The sequence below is a fragment of the Streptomyces sp. NPDC093109 genome (assembly GCF_040701725.1).
GTDB lineage: Bacteria > Actinomycetota > Actinomycetes > Streptomycetales > Streptomycetaceae > Streptomyces.
In genome coordinates, this window is record NZ_JBFBEZ010000017.1 from 100,492 (window position 1) to 117,841 (window position 17,350).

The 17,350-nt window shown below is 71.1% G+C and carries 14 protein-coding genes; 3 read left to right on the forward strand and 11 right to left on the reverse strand.

What is annotated here, in order from left to right; genetic code table 11:
* Positions 1-14: 14 nt before the first annotated feature.
* Complete coding sequence (locus AB0389_RS18460) at positions 15-3,437, forward strand: S41 family peptidase (RefSeq protein ID WP_366396463.1); 3,423 nt, start codon at positions 15-17, stop codon at positions 3,435-3,437.
* 70 nt (positions 3,438-3,507) lie between these two features.
* Here the strand turns inward: AB0389_RS18460 and AB0389_RS18465 are convergent, their stop codons facing one another.
* From AB0389_RS18465 to AB0389_RS18485, 5 genes are all read right to left on the reverse strand, one after another.
* Entirely contained in the window at positions 3,508-5,031 is a 1,524-nt protein-coding gene (locus AB0389_RS18465) for a hypothetical protein (protein WP_366396464.1), read from the reverse strand.
* A gap of 163 nt (positions 5,032-5,194) precedes the next feature.
* A complete protein-coding gene (locus tag AB0389_RS18470) occupies positions 5,195-5,374 on the reverse strand; it encodes a hypothetical protein (protein ID WP_366396465.1) in 180 nt (59 codons plus the stop codon).
* 117 nt (positions 5,375-5,491) lie between these two features.
* On the reverse strand, positions 5,492-6,472 hold the full coding sequence (locus tag AB0389_RS18475) for an SDR family oxidoreductase (protein WP_366396518.1): 981 nt from the start codon (positions 6,470-6,472) through the stop codon (positions 5,492-5,494).
* A gap of 5 nt (positions 6,473-6,477) precedes the next feature.
* Positions 6,478-7,407 carry an alpha/beta hydrolase gene (locus AB0389_RS18480; protein WP_366396466.1) on the reverse strand — a complete coding sequence of 310 codons (930 nt, stop codon included), beginning with the start codon at positions 7,405-7,407 and terminating at the stop codon, positions 6,478-6,480.
* Between the two features lie 74 nt (positions 7,408-7,481).
* Positions 7,482-9,011 (reverse strand): NAD(P)/FAD-dependent oxidoreductase, encoded by a 1,530-nt coding sequence (locus tag AB0389_RS18485; protein ID WP_366396467.1) that lies wholly within the window; start codon positions 9,009-9,011, stop codon positions 7,482-7,484.
* Between the two features lie 216 nt (positions 9,012-9,227).
* Here AB0389_RS18485 and AB0389_RS18490 point away from each other — a divergent pair, with 216 nt between their 5' ends.
* Positions 9,228-9,857 carry a MerR family transcriptional regulator gene (locus AB0389_RS18490; RefSeq protein ID WP_366396519.1) on the forward strand — a complete coding sequence of 210 codons (630 nt, stop codon included), beginning with the start codon at positions 9,228-9,230 and terminating at the stop codon, positions 9,855-9,857.
* Positions 9,858-9,875: 18 nt separating this feature from the next.
* Here the strand turns inward: AB0389_RS18490 and AB0389_RS18495 are convergent, their stop codons facing one another.
* The 6 genes from AB0389_RS18495 to AB0389_RS18520 all read right to left on the reverse strand — a co-directional run bounded on the left by AB0389_RS18495 (position 9,876) and on the right by AB0389_RS18520 (position 15,807).
* Entirely contained in the window at positions 9,876-10,709 is an 834-nt protein-coding gene (locus tag AB0389_RS18495) for an ABC transporter ATP-binding protein (protein ID WP_366396468.1), read from the reverse strand.
* The gene (locus tag AB0389_RS18500) at positions 10,706-11,530 is read right to left on the reverse strand and encodes an ABC transporter ATP-binding protein (RefSeq protein ID WP_366396469.1); all 825 of its coding nucleotides are present in this window, start codon (positions 11,528-11,530) and stop codon (positions 10,706-10,708) included. Before AB0389_RS18500 ends, AB0389_RS18495 begins: the two co-directional genes overlap by 4 nt.
* Positions 11,527-12,390 carry an ABC transporter permease gene (locus tag AB0389_RS18505; protein ID WP_366396470.1) on the reverse strand — a complete coding sequence of 288 codons (864 nt, stop codon included), beginning with the start codon at positions 12,388-12,390 and terminating at the stop codon, positions 11,527-11,529. Before AB0389_RS18505 ends, AB0389_RS18500 begins: the two co-directional genes overlap by 4 nt.
* Positions 12,390-13,367 (reverse strand): ABC transporter permease, encoded by a 978-nt coding sequence (locus tag AB0389_RS18510; protein ID WP_366396471.1) that lies wholly within the window; start codon positions 13,365-13,367, stop codon positions 12,390-12,392. The genes AB0389_RS18505 and AB0389_RS18510 overlap by 1 nt, the downstream gene beginning before the upstream one ends.
* A 118-nt stretch (positions 13,368-13,485) precedes the next feature.
* The gene (locus tag AB0389_RS18515; RefSeq protein WP_366396472.1) at positions 13,486-15,012 is read right to left on the reverse strand and encodes an ABC transporter substrate-binding protein; all 1,527 of its coding nucleotides are present in this window, start codon (positions 15,010-15,012) and stop codon (positions 13,486-13,488) included.
* Positions 15,013-15,066: 54 nt separating this feature from the next.
* On the reverse strand, positions 15,067-15,807 hold the full coding sequence (locus AB0389_RS18520) for a DUF1684 domain-containing protein (protein WP_366396473.1): 741 nt from the start codon (positions 15,805-15,807) through the stop codon (positions 15,067-15,069).
* Positions 15,808-16,129: 322 nt separating this feature from the next.
* On the opposite strand from AB0389_RS18520, the gene AB0389_RS18525 reads away from it, so the two are divergent.
* A complete protein-coding gene (locus AB0389_RS18525) occupies positions 16,130-17,344 on the forward strand; it encodes a helix-turn-helix transcriptional regulator (protein WP_366396474.1) in 1,215 nt (404 codons plus the stop codon).
* Positions 17,345-17,350: the final 6 nt, after the last annotated feature.

Below are 17,350 nucleotides of genomic sequence, written 5' to 3' on the forward strand. Positions count from 1 at the left end.
GCAGCATGGGGGAGGTGAGTGACGAGACCGCGTACCTTCGCTTCCCGCACCTGCACGGCGACTCCCTGTGCTTCGTCGCCGAGGACGACCTCTGGGTCGCCCCGCTCCCGCGTGCCGGGGAGGAACCCGGCCGGGCCTGGCGGGTGACGGCGGACCGGACCCGGCTCGGCCATCCCCGCTTCTCGCCCGACGGGCGGCACATCGCCTACACGAGCTGGCGCAGCCTCGATCCCGAGATCCATCTGGCGCCCGTCGGCGGCGGCCCCGCGCGGCGGCTGACGTACTGGGGCGCCACCGACACCCGGGTCTGCGGCTGGACCCCCTGCGTCCGTGAGGACGGCGAGCCGCAGACCCCGCAGATCCTCGCCGTCTCCTCGCACGGCCAGCCCTTCTCGTACTTCGCCTGGGCGTACAGCCTGCCCCTCGACGGCTCCCCCGGCGGCGCGCTGCCCTGGGGCCCGGTGACCGACATCGCCGTCGCGGACCTCGACGGCGAGCGCCGTACGCTCCTGCTCACCGGAAAGCCGCCGCACGAGCCCGCCGCCTGGAAGCGCTACCGGGGCGGCGCGACCGGCCGGCTCTGGCTGCACGGGGAGCGGCTGCTGCCGGACATCGGGGGCCATCTCGACTCGCCGATGTTCGTGGCCGGGCGCATCGCGTTCCTCTCCGACCACGAGGGCGTGGGCAACCTCTACTCCTGCCTCCCCGACGGTACGGACCTCACCCGCCACACCGACCACGACGCCTTCTACGCCCGCCACGCCTCCTCCGACGGCCACCGGGTCGTCTACCAGTGCGCGGGCGATCTCTGGCTGGTGGACACGCTGGCCCCCGACTCGCAGCCGCGCAGGCTGGACGTACGGCTCGGAGGGACACGCGCGGGCCGGCGCGGCTACCAGGTGCCCGCCGGCCGGCACATCGACGGGCTGTCGGTGGACCTGACGGGCCGCGCGAGCGCCGTCTCCGTACGCGGCAGCCTCTACTGGCTCACCCACCGCGACGGCCCCGCCCGCACCATCGCGGACACACCGGGCGTACGGGTCAGGAACCCGGTGATGCTCGGCAGCGGCGGCCAGGTCGCGTACGTCACGGACGCGGACGGCGAGGACGCCGTCGAGATCGCGTACCTCCCGCGCGCGAGCGGCGACCGCCCGCCGCGCAGGCTGGCCTCCGGGCGGCTGGGGCGCGTACTGGAGATGGTCGCGGACCCGGACGGCGAACGGATCGCGATCGCGTCGCACGACGGGCGGCTGCTGCTGATCGATGTGGCGGACACGGACGTGGCGGCGGCAGACGTGGAGACGACGGCCGAGGAACCCCCCGAGCAGGCCGAGCAGACCGAGCAGACCGAGCAGACCGAGGCCCCCGCCGAAGAAGCGACCGCGGAACAACCCACCCCCGACCCCGTCACCGAACTCATCCGCTCCATCAACGGCCCCGTCACCGACCTCGCCTTCTCCCCCGACGGCGGCTGGCTCACCTGGTCCCACCCCGGCATCGGCCGCTCGCTGCGCCAGATCAAGCTCGCCAAGATCGCCGGCAGCTTCGCCCGTACCGTCGTCGATGTCACCAACGGCCGTTTCGAGGACGAGAACCCCGTCTTCACCAGCGACGGCCGCTATCTCGCCTTCCTCTCCTGGCGCGGCTTCGACCCGGTGTACGACGTGCACACCGGCGACCTCTCCTTCCCGCTCGGCTGCCGCCCCTACCTCGTCCCCCTCTCCTCCGCGACCCCGTCCCCCTTCGCGCTCTCCCCCGACGGCCGCCCGGCTGCCGGCGGGCTCGATCCGACGCTCAGTGAGGACGGCGAGGGTACGGTCACGGTCGAGGTCGAGGGGCTGCCCGACCGGGTCACACCGTTCCCCGTGACCGCGTCGAAGTACTCGGCGCTGCGCCCGGTGAGCGGGGGCGGGCTGGTGTGGCTGCGCTGGCCGATCTCGGGCGCGCTGGGCGAGACGTTCGCCAACCCGGCGGACATGTCGGGCCGGCCGACGCTGGAGCACTTCGACATCGCGAAGGCGCGCAAGAGCGAACTCGTCGCGCATCTGGACTGGTTCGCCACGAGCGGCGACGGCAGCCGGCTGGTGATCGTGGACGACGGCGAGCTGCGCGCCGTCCCCGCGACCGAGCTGGGCGACCTCGACACGACCGTCTTCCTCGATCCCCGGCGCATCCTGCACGACGTCGACCCGGAGGCGGAGTGGCGGCAGGCGTACGCGGAGGCGGGCCGGATCATCCGCGCGTACTTCTGGGAGCCGGAGATGTGCGGCATCGACTGGGACGGGGTCCTCGACCAGTACCGGCCGCTGATCGAACGCGTCGCCTCCCCCGACGAGTTCGCCGATCTGCTGCGCGAGGTCCTCGGCGAGCTGGGCACGTCGCACGCGTACGTCACCCCGGCCCGGCGCAACGAGGGACCGGCGCACTACCAGCGCGCGATGGGGCTGCTGGGCGCCAACCTCGTGTGCAGGGACGGGGATTGGATCGTCAAGCGCATTCTGCCGGGTGACTCCTCGGACTCCCGGGCGCGCTCACCGCTCGCCGGTACGGGCATCCGCGAGGGCGCGGTGCTCACGCATGTCGACGGGCGCGCGGTGGATCCGGTGACCGGCCCGTACCCGCTCCTCTCCGCAGCCGGCGGTACGACGGTCGAGCTGACCTTCCGCCCGGCGGCGCGCGAGGGCCGCGAGACCCGCGAGGACCGGCCCCGGCGCGTCGCGGTGGTCCCGCTGATCGACGAACGGCCGCTGCGCTACCAGGACTGGGTGTCCAAGCGCCGGGAGGCGGTACGGGAGATCAGCGGCGGCCGGTGCGGCTATCTGCACATCCCCGACATGGGCGGCTCGGGCTGGGCGCAGTTCAACCGGGATCTACGGCTGGAGGTCTCGCGCCCGGCGCTGATCGTGGACGTCCGGGGCAACGCGGGCGGCCACATCAGCGAACTGGTCGTGGAGAAGCTCAGCCGCCGGATCGTCGGCTGGGACCTGACGCGCGACGCCCAGCCCGTCTCGTACGCCTCGAACGCGCCGCGCGGCCCGGTCGTCGCGCTGGCCGACGAGGCGACGGCCTCCGACGGCGACATGATCACCGCCGCGTTCAAGCTGCTCGGCCTCGGCCCGGTCGTCGGCCAGCGCACCTGGGGCGGTGTGGTCGGGATGACGGGCCGGCACCGTCTGGTCGACGGCACGGTGATCACCGTGCCGATGAACGCGGCCTGGTTCGACGCGTACGGCTGGTCCATCGAGAACCACGGCGTCGCCCCGGACGTCGAGGCCCTGCGTACCCCTCTGGACTGGGCGGAGGGGCGGCACGCCCAGCTCGACGACGCGGTCTGGATGGCCCTCGACCTCCTGGCCGGCACCCCGGCCGCCACCCCTCCGGGCTACGGCGCGGTCCCCGACCTCCGCCGCCCGCCGCTGCCGCCCCGTTCGGGGTAGGCAGCGGCAGGCAGCGGTAGGCACGCACCGGCTCGCGAACGGCGTTCGGCCCGCGCGGCGCCTCCCGGACTCAGTAGTAGTACCCCCCACGTGAGCGCCTGTCGTCGTCCCTGTCACGGGCGTCACGGGCGCTGCTGAGGCGATCCGGAGGGGAGGCGGAGCGGTCGTCGCGCTCGTGGACACTGTCCCGCCGGCGGGGCCGTGGCCTGGGCTCGGCGGTGACGATGTCGACGCTGCCCGAGCGGGAGGACCGGGAAGAGCCGTAACCGGGGGCCGGCGAAAGCCTCGAAGCCTGGTTGCCGGCAGCGGGGTAGAGGTGCGCGTTGGCCACCGGCGGCCGGCTGCGATCCGGCCTGGGCGCGCTCGTGGTGGGGGTGCCGCTCCGGCTGTTGCTTCTGCTCAGGGATTCACTGCGGCGCCGGTGTCCTGAGCCGGAGGGGGCAGGGGCGGGGCTCTCCCGACTGCGCTCGCGCGAGGTCCTGATGTGGGCACCGCTTGCCGACGATGTCGGCGCCGACGACTGCCCCCGCGACTGCTCCCAGTCCCGGTACTCGGACGGGACCGCCTCGTGAGGGAGCGCGTTCATCGTGAACTGCGCGTGATACGCCTCCGACTGGCGGTGAATCGACTCACGTGACGGCAGGTCTCCGGCCTTTTCGCGATCGCCGACCGATCGCGGGTCCAGGGGATCGAGCTTCCTGTAATACATGTCTCGCGGATCATAAGGCGAGTGGACCATGTACTTCGCCTCACGGAACACGTTCTTCCCGCCGGGGACACGGCCGTTCATGGCCATCTGCGTGACCGGCGTCCCGAGCATGTCGACGCCGCCCGCGAAGTGGCCACCGCCGTCGCCGCCGTCGCTCTTTCCGCTCTTGCTCTTGCTGCTGCTGCTCTTGCCCTTGCCCTTGCTGCTGGCCTTGCCCTTGCCCTTGTCGTCCCTGGCGGGTTCCGACAGGGCGGACTCCCAGCGGAGGTGCTCCATGTTCGTCGCCTGCGTACCGGCGACCAGGTTGTCCGCCCGCTGCGGCGTGCCGTGCACCGCGTCACCGTGGTGCCAGGCGGCGGCGGCGTGCAGCCAGCTCGTGGTTCCGCCGGGGTGCACTCCGGATGCCTTCATCGCGTCGGACGCCGACCCGCCCATCACCGTGTTCTGGTCGGGTCGCCTGGGACCGTGCGGCACGCCCGCCATCGTGTCCCTCGATGTGTAACTGATGTCCAGGTGTTCGTACTCAGGGGTCTGTGAGCCCCGTGAACGCGAAGGCGTGCGACGTGAGCTGGAGGCGTGCGACTTGCTGCGGTGGCGGCGACGACGATCATCGTCATCATCGTCGCGGGCGCGCTGAACCAACAGGCCCCGCGTACCGCCCGGTGCCGAAACCGGGGCGCCGCTCCCGCCGTTCATCGCGGATATCACCGCCGAGTTGCCGACGGCGCTCTGCAAGGTGAGCAGTGAACCAGAGGTGGGCCGCGACAGGCCGGCCAGGGCGGGACCGACGAGATCGTCCGCGGCGCGAGCGTTTCTCAGCACGGCACGCCGTGCCGGGTCCTCCACCTGATCGGTTCCCCTGGCCGGGGTGTGCTGAGTGCGCATGGACGCCCTTTCCTCTGTGCCGAGATCCGCGAACGTCCGGATTCTCAGGGCGTCAACGTACCAGGGGGCCTCCTGGGCAAAGGACTTCGGACGAGCACGCGCGAAGAGCGCACCCGGCCGGAGCCGGGTGCGCTCTCGTCGAAGCACCGGAGCGGCGCCCGCGTCAGTGGTCGAAGCGGTCTTCCGCGTCGTCGCGTGCGTCCTGGGCCCTCGACTGGCCCTGGTCGCGGGCGTCCTGCGCGCGGTCCTTGGCCTTCGACGGGTCCTTGTTCTCGTCCATCTTGGCCTTGGCCTGGTCGGCGAGCTGCTGTGCCTTGTCCTTGAACTGGTCGGAAATGCCCATGGAATGTCACTCCTGAAGTTGTGGAGCCTTGGGATGAGGCCCGGAACCCCCTCGCGGGGTGGGGCCTCGATCAGACTGACACGGCCCGACATTCCACGCATTTCGATCAAGGTTCGCTCAGTTACGGAGCGTGCGCCCCCGTTCGTCCGCCGCGCCGCCCGCGCCGAGCAGGCCCGTACCCACGCCACCGCCCGCGCCCCCTCCCACGCCACCGCCCACGCCGCCGCCCGCTCCCGCCGGACGGCCCGCGAGCCGCGCCTCGAAGCGGCGCATCTCGCGCTGTCCGGCAGTGGCGATGACGCCGGGCACACAGCCCCGTACGCCCTGCATGCCGCGCAGCCACCACTGCGCGTACACATGCGGAGCGCGCCGCTCTATGCCGGCGACGATACGGTCCACGGCGGGGCCGAGGGGGTACGTACGGTTCGCCGGCCAGGGCAGCCGGGCGCGCAGTTCGCGCAGCGCCTCGTCCTCGTCGGCGCCGCGCACCATGTCGGTGTCCGTCCAGGACAGATAGCCGACGCCGACGCGTACGCCCTGGTGGGCGACCTCGGCGCGCAGGCTGTGGGCGAACGCCTCGACACCGGACTTGGACGCGCAGTACGCCGTCATCAGCGGCGCGGGCGTGATCGCGGCGAGCGACGCTATCTGGAGGAAGTAGCCGCGGCTGCTGCGCAGGAACGGCAGGAAGGCCCGCGCCGTCACCGCGCCGCCGATCAGATTGACCTCGATGACCCGGCGCCAGGCGGCCGGGTCCGCGTCCGCGAAGGGGCCGCCGGCGGCGACGCCCGCGTTGGCCACCACGATGTCGACGCGGCCGAAGCGCTCCCGCACCTCGCCCGCGACCCGGGTCATCGCGGCGTCGTCCGTGACATCCGCGTGCCAGTGGCCGCCCTCCGTGTGCAGCCGCCCGGCGACGCGCTTCAGCCCGTCCTCCTCCAGGCCCACGAGCGCCACCCGCGCGCCGCGCGCCGAGAGCTTGCGCGCCAGCAGCTCACCGACCCCGCGCGCCGCACCGGTGACGACGGCGACCTGCCCGTCGAGGTCGCGGAAGCCGCGCGGGCGTCCTGTCCGGTTCCTACGGTTCGCCGTGCTCACGTCGCTCACGCCGTCCCCTCCGCCGTGCCGAGATGCGCCGCCGTGAGCTCCCGTATCGACTCGCCGACGGCCTCCGGCGCCTCCACCGGCCCCATGTGCCCGACGCCCGCCAGTACGGTCAGCCCCACGCACTCCGGCAGCGCGGCGGCCAGCGCCCGCGACATCACCGGCGGGGTCATCCGGTCCGCCTCCCCGGCGAGTACGGCGGTCGGTACGCGCAACTCCCGTACGTTCGCGTCGAGATCGAGCCCGTCCAGCACCTTCGCCCACCCCACCCGGGTACCCCGGGGACAGGCCTGTACGACGCGCGCGCACGCCGTGACCCGCTCCGGCGCCGCGCCGGCGCCCATCGTCCCGTACCGCAGGAGCCGCTTCGAGACCGGTGTGACCGGGCCCAGCGGCAGCCGTGTGCCGAGGATCCGCCGGGTGAACCAGTCGCGCGCCCGCCCGGCGGGCAGCGGTACGACCTCCATGTCGGCGACCAGCCGCGAACTGCCCGTGTTGCACAGCAGGACGGCCGCCGTGTGCTCCCGGAAGACGGGCCGGCGGGCGGCGGCCATCACCGCCATGCCGCCCATCGAGTGGCCGACGACCACGGCCTTCTCGCCGGGCGCGAGGGTGGCGGCGAGCACCGCTTCGAGGTCGTCGGCCAGCGCGTCGGCCGAGAACGCGCCTGGACGGCCGCCCGGACTACCCGGGCGGCCCGAACGGTCCGAACGGCCCGCATCGGCCGGTACGTCGGCCGGTACGCGCGAGCGGCCGTGTCCGCGCAGGTCGTAGACGATCACCCGGTGGTCGACGGCGAGGTCCGCGAGCTGCGCGGCCCAGTACTGGACGGAGCAGGTCCAGCCGTGCGCGAGGACGACGGCGGGCCGGCCGTCCTCGCCGTGGATCTCCGTGTGGATCCGGGTGCCGTCGGCCGAACGGACGGACACCTCCCGCTCCTTGGGGAAGTACCGCCGCCCCGGCCGCGCAGCCTTCCCCCCTGCTGTCCCGCTCTCCGCCCGGCTCATCGGACCGCCTCCTTCTCCCGCTCGTTACCCCGCGCGGGCCCCGCCGCGCGGATCACCTCGTACTCCGCGAGGTTCACCTCCCGCGTCGCCCGCCGGAACTCCGCCGTCGTGCCCGGCCAGAGGGTGGTGTTGTGACCGCTCTCGTCGATGTACCAGCTGGTGCAGCCGCCGGTGCTCCACACCGTGCGCGCCATCCGCCGCTGCACACGGTCGTTCCAGCCGCGCACGGCCGCCGCGCGGGGTACGAGTGCCACCCGGCCCCGGCCCGCGTCCCGGCCGCCCAGGCCGTCCAACTGCCGTAGATAGTCCGCAAGATAGTTCAGATGGGACTCGATCATCAGGACCATCGAGGAGTTCCCGAGCCCGGTGTTCGGGCCGATGATCGTCATCCAGTTGGGGAATCCGCCGGCGGTCGCGCCGCGCAGCGATGTCACCCCGCCCTTCCACACCTCCGCGAGTGTGATCCCGTCCGCGCCGATCACCCGCTCGGCGATGGGTGCGTCCGTCACATGGAATCCGGTGCCGAAGACGATCGCGTCGGCCTCCACCTCCGTACCGTCCGTCCCCACCAGCGTCGACCCGCGCACCTCGGCCAGCCCGGCCGCGACCACCTCCACATTCGGCCGTGCGAGCGCCGGATAGTACGAGCTGGAGAGCAGGATGCGCTTGCAGCCGATGCGGTACGCGGGGGTCAGCCTGGCCCGGAGCGCCGGGTCCTTGACCGACCTCGCGATATTGGCCTTGGCGAGGGTCTCGACCAGACCGAGCTCCCTGGGCCGCTTGGTGAACGCCTGGATCTGCAACTCCCTTATGGACCGGAGCAGTCTGCGACGCAGCGCGCTCGTGACGGGCAGCGCCCTGTGCAGCCCGCGCTCCACCGCCGTGATCGGCCGGTCGGCGCGCGGCAGCACCCAGGCCGGGGTCCGCTGGAAGAGCGTCAGCCGGGACACCTCGGGCTGGATGGCGGGGACGATCTGGATGGCCGAGGCGCCCGTACCGATGACGGCGACGCGCTTGCCGCGCAGGTCGTAGCCGTGGTCCCAGCGCGCGGAGTGGAAGACCTTCCCGGGGAACTCCGCGAGCCCGGGTATGTCCGGGATCTTCGGGTCCGAGAGCGGGCCGGTCGCCGAGACGACCACATCGGCGGTGAGTGTGGTGCCGTGCGTGGTCTCGATCTCCCAGCGCAGGGCGTCGTTGTCCCAGCGCATCAGCCGTACGTCGTGGTGGAAGCGGAGGTGCGGCCGGAGCCCGAAGGTGTCGGCGACGTGTTCCAGGTACGCGCGGATATGGCGCTGCCCGGAGAAGGTGCGCGGCCAGTCGGGGTTGGGCGCGAAGGAGAACGAGTAGAGGTGCGAGGGGACGTCGCAGGCGCAGCCCGGATAGCTGTTGTCGCGCCAGGTGCCGCCGACGGAACCGGCCCGCTCCAGTACGACGAAGTCGGTGATCCCCTCCCGTCGCAGCCGGACGGCCGCCCCCAGACCGCCGAACCCGGATCCGATCACCGCCACACGTACGTGCTGATCCATACCGCACCGCCTCCTGACCCACTGGGCCCATCCGCCGGACAGACAAGAACAGCGCCAGCGATCACTGGCGCAATCCGGAGCGTAGAGCAGCGCCGTACTGATGGGTAGGGGTCGGACCAGGGCAAGTTACCCGCGGTACGACGCGTACGACATAAGCTGCCCGGCATGGAAGAGGGGCAGCGACGGGCGCAGGACACGGCGGTCCGCGAGTACCGCATGGCGGAGCTGGCCCGGGAGGCGGGCATCACCGTCCGCACCGTGCGCTTCTACCGTGAGCGCGGGCTGATCCGGCCGCCCCGCCGGGAGGGCCGGATCGCCTGGTACGACGACGGTCATCTGGCCCGGCTCCGTACGATCGCCGCCCTCCTGGAGCGCGGCCACACCCTGAACGGCATCGCCGACCTCGCCGCCACCATCGAGACCGGCCGGGACGTCGGCGAAGTCCTGGGACTCGGCGCCGACTTCGAGGAGACCCCGGTCCGGCTCTCCCCCGAGGAGCTGGCCGACCACTTCGAGGGCGAGGTCACCCCGGCGAACCTCGCCGCCGCCCTCGACCTCGGCTATCTCGCCACGGACGGCACGGACATCGTCCACGTCAGCCGCCGGCTGCTGGACGTCTCGACGGCCCTGGTACGGGAGGGCGTGCCGCTCGCGGCCGTCCTCGAAGCGGGCCGGAGCGTACGGGTCCACACGGACGCGCTGGCCGCGATCTTCGCCGAGGTGCTCAGGGACCACACCCCCGGCACGGACCCGGCCAAGCTCAGGCCCCTCGCGCAGAGTGTGGTGGCGGCGGAGGTGTCACTGGCCCTGGACCGCCACCTGCGCACGGATCCGCCGACCCCGTAAAGGAGCCGCAGAAGACCCCTACGCGTCGTCCGCCGCCGGCAACCTCGGTACGCTCGCCAGCAGTTGGCGCGTGTACGGATGCGACGGCGCACCCAGGACGCCGGCGGTGTCGCCCTGCTCCACCACCCGCCCGTGCTCAAGCACCGCCGTCCACTCGCAGAGGGCCGCCACCACCGACAGATCGTGCGAGACCATCGCGATGGTCAGCCCGCGGGTCTCCTTCAGCTCGATCAGCAGATCGACGATCCGGACGCGGGTGGTCACATCGAGCGCGCTGACCGGCTCGTCGGCCAGCAGAACGCGCGGATCGCACACCGTCGCCCGCGCGATCGCGATGCGCTGGCGCTGACCGCCGGAGAACTCGTGCGGGTAGCGCCCCGCGACATCCGCCGGCAGCCCGACCGCCTCCAGCGCGGCCCCGACGCGCGGATCGTCCCCGCGTACGCCGCGTACACCGCGTACAGGACTGGCCGTCGGCGCGAGCCCCAGCGATCGCAGCGGCTCCGAGACGATCCTGCCCACCCGCTGCCGCGGATCCAGCGACGAGTACGGGTCCTGGAACACGCTCTGCACGCCCCGCCGGAAGCGCCGCATCTGCTCCCGGTCGCGCAGCCGGAGTTCGTCGCCGTCGAAGAGGATCCGCCCGCTGGTGGGCCGGGTCAGGCCGAGCAGCAGCCGGAGCACCGTGGTCTTGCCCGCGCCCGACTCACCGACCAGGCCGACGCTCCGTCCCGCCGTGATGTCGAGCGAGACACCGTGCAGTACGGGCGGCGCCCCCCGGTACGCGAACCCCGCGTCGCGGGCGGCCAGAACGGGGGCCGTGGAAGGGGTCGTTGGAGTGTGTGGCGTCATCGAACGATCCGTTCCAGCGCGCTTTCGAGGTGCCGGGCGCTCCCCACCAGGTCCCGGGTGTACGGATGTGACGGCCGCCGCACGATGTCGTCCACGGTGCCCGACTCGACCGCCGCCCCGTCCTTGAGCACCAGGACATGGTCGGTCACGGCCGAGACGACCGCCAGATCGTGGCTGATGAAGAGCAGTGCCATGCCCCGCTCGGCGACCAGGCCGTCCAGCAGCGCGAGCACCTCCGCCTGCACGGTGACATCCAGCGCGGTGGTCGGCTCGTCCGCGATCAGCAGCGCCGGTTCCCTGGCCAGGGCCATGGCGAGGGCGACCCGCTGGCGCTGGCCGCCGGAGATCTCGTGCGGATACGCGCGGGCGATCCGGTCGGGCTCGGGCAGCCGTACGCGGTCCAGCGCGTCGGTCACCGCGCGCCGCAGCGCCGGGCCGCGCAGCCCGCGGCCGTGGGTCAGGCGCAGGGACTCCGCGATCTGGTGCCCGGTACGCATCAGCGGGTCGAGGGCGGTCAGCGGCTCCTGGAAGACGACGGTGGCCGCGCTGCCGCGCAGCCCGTTCAGCCGCTGCTCGGACGCGCCGACGACCTCGGCGGCCGGCGCGGAGTCCGTGGGCCTGAGCAGGATGCTGCCCGACGCGCTCATTCCGCGCGGCAGCAGCCCCATGACGGCGAGCGCGGTCAGCGACTTGCCGGAACCCGACTCCCCGACCAGCCCGAGCCGGGACCCGGCGCCGATCGAGAACGAGACGTCGGAGACGAGGTCCCGCCCGTCGTCCGTGCGGACACCGAGCCCCTCGACCTGCAGTACGTCGCTCATCGGGACCTCCGTCGCGTCGGATCGAGCGTGTCGCGCAGCCCGTCCGCGACCAGGTTCATGCCGACGACCAGCATGACCAGCAGCACGCCCGGCGCGATCACCCCGGTCGGCGCGGTGAAGACGGTCGCCTGCGCCTCCTGGAGCATCCGCCCCCACGAGGCGTTCGGCGGCGGCGCGCCGAGCCCGAGGAACGACAGGCTCGCCTCGGCCATGACGGCGAGGCCGAACTGGAGGGCGAGGTTCACCACGAGCGTGGGCCAGATGTTGGGCAGCACATGGCCCGTGACGATCCGGGGCCACGAGGTGCCCGAGGTCCGGGCCGCGGTGATGTAGTCCTGCGCCAGTACCCGTTTGACCAGCACTCTGGTCAAACGGGCAACAACCGCCGTCATCGCGAGCCCGATCGCCAGGATCGCCGAGCCGAGCGACGCGGAGCGCGCCGCGACCATCAGCATGGCCAGCAGCAAGGTGGGGAAGGCGATCAGCACGTCCAGCAGGGTCGACAGTGTGTCGTCCAGCCAGCGCGTCGCGAATCCGGCCGCGAGCCCGGCGCACACCCCGAGCCCGGCACCGATCGCGGTCGCGCCGAGCCCGGCACGCAGCGCGATGCCCGCGCCGTTCATCAGCTGCGTCAGCAGATCGCGGCCGAGCTTGTCCGTACCGAGCAGATGGTCGAGCCCCGGCGCCATCAGCCGCCCGCCCGAGGTGTCGTCGGGCGCGTACGGCAGCCAGAACGCCGACACGACCGCGATCAGGACGATGAATCCCACGAGGACGAGTCCGGTCACCAGCGCGGGCGACCGCCGCCGGCGGCGTGTGGTCTTCTCCGTAGCCGTGTCCCGCACCGTGGTGTCACCCATCACGACTTCGCCCCCCGCCGACCCGACGCCAGATGGCCGCGCAGCCGCGGATCGACCAGCCGCTGCGCGAGATCGCTGAGGAACCCGATGACCAGGACCGCGAAGGTGGATACGAACAGCACGCCCTGCACCACCGGGTAGTCGTGCTGCGCGACCGCCTGCGCCAGCATGCTCCCCAGGCCCGGCAGCGCGAACACCGTCTCGACGACCACCGCGCCGAGCAGCGTCGTCGCCAGTTCGATGCCGAGCACCGATATCACCGGTACGGCGCCGTTGCGCAGCCCGTGGCGCCACATCGCGCGGGTGAAGGAGGAGCCCAGGGCGCGCGCCGTACGGAGGTAGTCGCTGCCGAGGACATCCAGGGCGGCGGAGCGTACGTACCGGATGAGCGACGCCGACATCACGAGCGCGACGGTGATGACCGGCAGCGCGAGCGATCTGAGCGCTTCCCCGGGCTCCGCCCAGCCGTCCTGCGGGAAGCCCCCGGCCGGCAGCACGCCGAGGCGCAGCGCGAAGACGGTGATGAGGAGCATGCCGACCCAGAAGACGGGTACGGCGATGCCGAGCTGGGAGACTCCGCTGAGGAGTGTGCCGAGGCGGGTGTTCGCGCGGAGGGCCGCGGCGTAGCCGACCGGTACGGCGACCACCACGGCCAGCAGGAAGGCAAGCAGCGTCAGCGGCACGGTGACGTTCAGCCGGGAGGTGATCTCCGGGCCGACCGGCAGCGAGCTGATGAAGGAGTTGCCGAGGTCGAAGGTGACCAGTTGGTGCAGCCAGTGCCCGAACTGCTCGGGCAGCGGCCGGTCGGACCCTATCTGGTGGCGGGCGGCGGCGATCTGCTCCGGGGTCGCGCCGACCGAGAGCAGGGAGTTCGCCGGGTCACCGGGCAGCAGCCGCAGCAGCAGGAAGAGCACCACGCTGGCCAGGAAGAGCGAGCCGACGAGGAAGCCCAGCCGCCGCAGGAGGTAGGAGAGCATCAGGAGACCGAACCGATCGGGGGAAGCGGGTATTCCGCGGGGCGGCGACGGGCGGGAGAACCCGGCCCGGCCGCCCCGCGGAACAGCACATCAAGAAGGGATCCCAGCGGGCGGGAGGTCAGCTCTTCTTGATGCCGTACGCGAAGAACTGCGAGTTCAGCCCGTTCAGCGGGTACCCCGACAGCTTCGTGTTGGCCACCACGATCTGCGGGTAGAGGTACAGCCAGTCGCTGGCCGCGTCCTCCGCGATCTTCGTGTTGACCTTCTTCAGCAGGGCCGTCTGCTGTGCGGTGGTGTCCGACTCCTCCGCCTGCTTCACCCACTCGGTGACCTGCTTGTTGTCGTAGCCCCAGTAGAAGTCGGGGTTTCCGTACCAGACGATGTCGCGGTCGTTGACGTGCTCCTGGAGCGTCGCGCTGAAGTCGTGGTTCTTGTAGACCTTCGTGTACCACTCGTCCGGCGTGATGATGTTGATCTTGACGTCGATACCGACCTTGGCCAGCTCCGACTTGATGAAGGTGGCGGCGGTGGGGTGCGGGTCGTAGTTCGGCGTGTCGAGCGTGAAGCTGAAGCCCTTGGCGTAGCCGGCCTTGGCCAGTTCCTTCTTGGCGAGCGCCACGTCGTACGGGTTGACCTTGGTCAGGTCCTCGTACCAGGGGTCGGTGGGCGGGACCATCGAGCCGATCAGTGTGCCGTGGTCGCCCCAGACCGACTGGAGGAGCTTCTTGTTGTCGATGGCCGAGGTGACGGCCTTGCGCACCTCGACGTTGTTGAAGGGCTTGACCCGGTCGTTGAAGGCCAGCAGCAGCTTGGTGGTCGACTTGCCGTCGTTGACCTTGTAGTTCGTGTTGTTCTTGAACTGGTCTAGGGCGTCGGGGCTCTGCTCGCTGGTCACCACGTCGACGGCGTTGGTGAGCAGCGCGTTGTTGAGCGCGGTCGCGTCCTTGTAGTAGTGGAAGACGACCTTCTCGTTGGTGGCGGCCTTCCCCCAGTAGCCCGGGAAGCGGACGAGGCTGAGCGCGGAGCCGCGGGTCCACTTGTCGAGCTTGTACGGGCCGGTGCCGTCCTCCGACGTCTTGAGGTTCTTGGCGTCGGCGTTGATGATCCAGACGTAGCTGAGGTTGTAGACGAACGAGATCGACTTCGACGACAGCGCGATCTTGACGGTGTCGGCGTCCGGGGTCTCGATCGACTTCACCACGTCGAAGCTGCTCTTGCGCGCCGACTGGGAGTCCTTGGCCCTGACCTTCTCGATGCTGTACTTCACATCGGCGGAGGTGAGGGTCTTGCCGGAGTGGAACTTCACGCCCTTGCGCAGGGTGAAGGTGTAGGTGAGGCCGTCGGGGCTGACCTTGTAGTCGGTGGCCAGCAGGTTCTCGACCTTGCCGTCGTCCGTGAGCTTGAACAGGCCCTCGTAGACGTTCCCGTTGAGCGCCTCGGTCACGCCCTGGCCGCCGCCCCCGGTGTTGTCGAGGTTCTGCGGCTCGTAGAGCGAACCGATGCCGATGGTCGCGTTCTTGTCGTACGAACCGGAGCCGCCCGAGGAGGACTTGCTCCCGCCGCCGCCACCGCAGGCGGAGAGGGCGAGGGAGAGGCTGACGGCGAGGGCGCCGCCGCCGAGAAGCCGTGCGGACGTGGATCTCATGACGTTGTTTCTCCTGCTGTAGGCCGGGACGGGGTGCTCAGTCGCTCGAACAACTCAGTGAACCGCGTAGCCGCCGCGGAAAACCGGAGCCTTCTCGCCCGCCTCGACGGGCACATGGATCCGGTTCTGCCGCGGCGGCAACGGACAGTTGTACTGAGCGGAGAAACCGCACGGCGGCACGAAGGCGCGGTTGAAGTCGAGGACGACGGTCGAGCTGCCGGCCTCGTGCGGCACGAAGAGAAACCGCCCGGCCCCGTAGGTGTCCACCCCGTTGGTCGGGTCGCCGAAGACCAGCAGAAGCGTTCCGTCGTCGTCGAACGCCGACAGGACGTACTCGACGCCGGCGATCGTCACCCGGATGTCCCCCGGCACGACCAGCTCCCGGCTGCCGCCGCTGTCCCTGATGTGCTCGAACGGCACACGCCGGCCGCCCTCGACCGGCGTGAAGCCCGCCTCGAACACCCAGTCCGCCCGGTAGGGGAACGTGTCGATCCGCTCAAAACTCCGTACGGCCGGAGCGTCCGCGTCCCAGAACCGCAGCCCGTGCTCGGGCTCCCCGGTGTGCAGATTCGTCCGCCGTACGGTGGTCACCGTCACCCCCGCGCCGGCCTCGGCCTCGGCTTCGGCCCGCGCCTGCTTCCACGCCACCTCGGCGTCCACCCGGGGCGGCAGCCAGCGCGTCTCGACCAGCGCCAGATTCCCGGTCTCCGCCACCACGGCGTCCCGCCGCGCGGCCTGCCAGACGTCGTGCTCGATCTGCGGTGAGCCCTGCGGTGAGGTCTGCGGTGAAGACATACGAGGCCAGCTCCGGTCCGTGCGGGGACGACGATTCGATCCGGCGCACCGTCGCAGCCAGGTCTGTAACGGAGGAATGGTACATACATGGGAGCATTTCCGGCCATGATTGACCAAATTCCGAGACGCCCGTCTCAAAATGGCCGGGCGGGGACATGACAGGAACGCGGCTGTGGCACTTGCCGACACGGAGTGATCCGACACCGACCCGAGAGACCGTTCGCCGACTGGGTGGGCGGTCGTTTCCGTTCAAGCGCTCTGTACGCGCACCGAAACAGAGCGCGTTTCCGGGGAACATGCTCTCTGGCGTAGCTTCGGAAGCATGGTTACTGAGCATTTGGGTGATCGCATCGCGAGACTGCGCCGCCTTGCCGACCTCACCCAAGAGGGGCTGTCCGAGCGTTCCGGCGTATCCGTGGACGTGATTCGGAAGTTGGAGCAGAAACGCAAGCACAGTGCGCGGCTGCCCACCCTCCACGCCGTGTCCAAAGGGCTTGGCGTCGAACTCACGGCGCTACTCGGCGACCCACCCGGCGTGTCATCGAACGGCGAGCCTGATTCCCCTTCCCTGGTCGCTGTCCGGCGCGCACTCATGCCGCCGCTCTTCGCCCCGCCTCCCGAGCCGTCGGGCGTCGAACGGCTTTCACTGCCCCTTCTGCGGGCTGAACTTGCCGCCGCGTGGACGCTCTACCACGACGCGGAGTTCGGACGGCTCATGGACGTTCTTCCGGGGATCATCGCGGACGCTCGCCTGGTAGCTGCCGTGGGCAGCGACGATGAGCGCGCGGCCGGGCAGGCGGCATTGGGCAAGGCGTTACAACTGGGCGGTCATCTGGCCATCCGGCTCGGGAAGTCGGATCTTGCGCTGTCCGCTCTGGAACGAGCCATAGGGGCAGCGGAGAAGTCTTCCGATCCCTTGCTGTCCGCCATGGTCTCCAACTCCGTGGCGTGGGCGTATCAGCGGCAGAACAGGTTGGATGACGCGCAACGCCTGGCGGTGTACGTCGCTGACGGAGTTGAGCGGCAGCACACCGACACGGCGGAGGGCGTCCGCGTGTGGGGCGGCTTGCTCATGTCCGCAGCAACGTCCTACGCCCGGAATGGTGACTACGGCACAGCCAACGACATGATGGTGACCGCTGAAGCCGCTACAGGCCGTTTGGCGACACTTCCGCCCCCGGCGGACAGCAAGCTGGTGTCAGTCTTCAGCCGGTCCTCTGTACGGATTGAGCGGGTGCGTCTGGCCGTCCAGCACGGTCGCCCGGACGAAGCGTTGACATTGGCGCGCGGTATGCGCCTCAGCCGGGATATCCCGCCCTCATGGCGAACGTGGCTGTTGCTCGACGTGGCCCGTGCCCATGCCGACGTCGGGGACTCCGCCGGAGCTGTCCGCGCGCTGGAATCGCTGCGCAGGGTTGCCCCGGCATGGATGAGGCATCACACGTTGGCTGTCGCGATCGTCGGCGATCTGTGGCACGGCCCGACGCGGCCTCCGGGGTTGCGCAAGTTGGCCGAGTTCCTGGGAGTCACCAACTAGCTACGG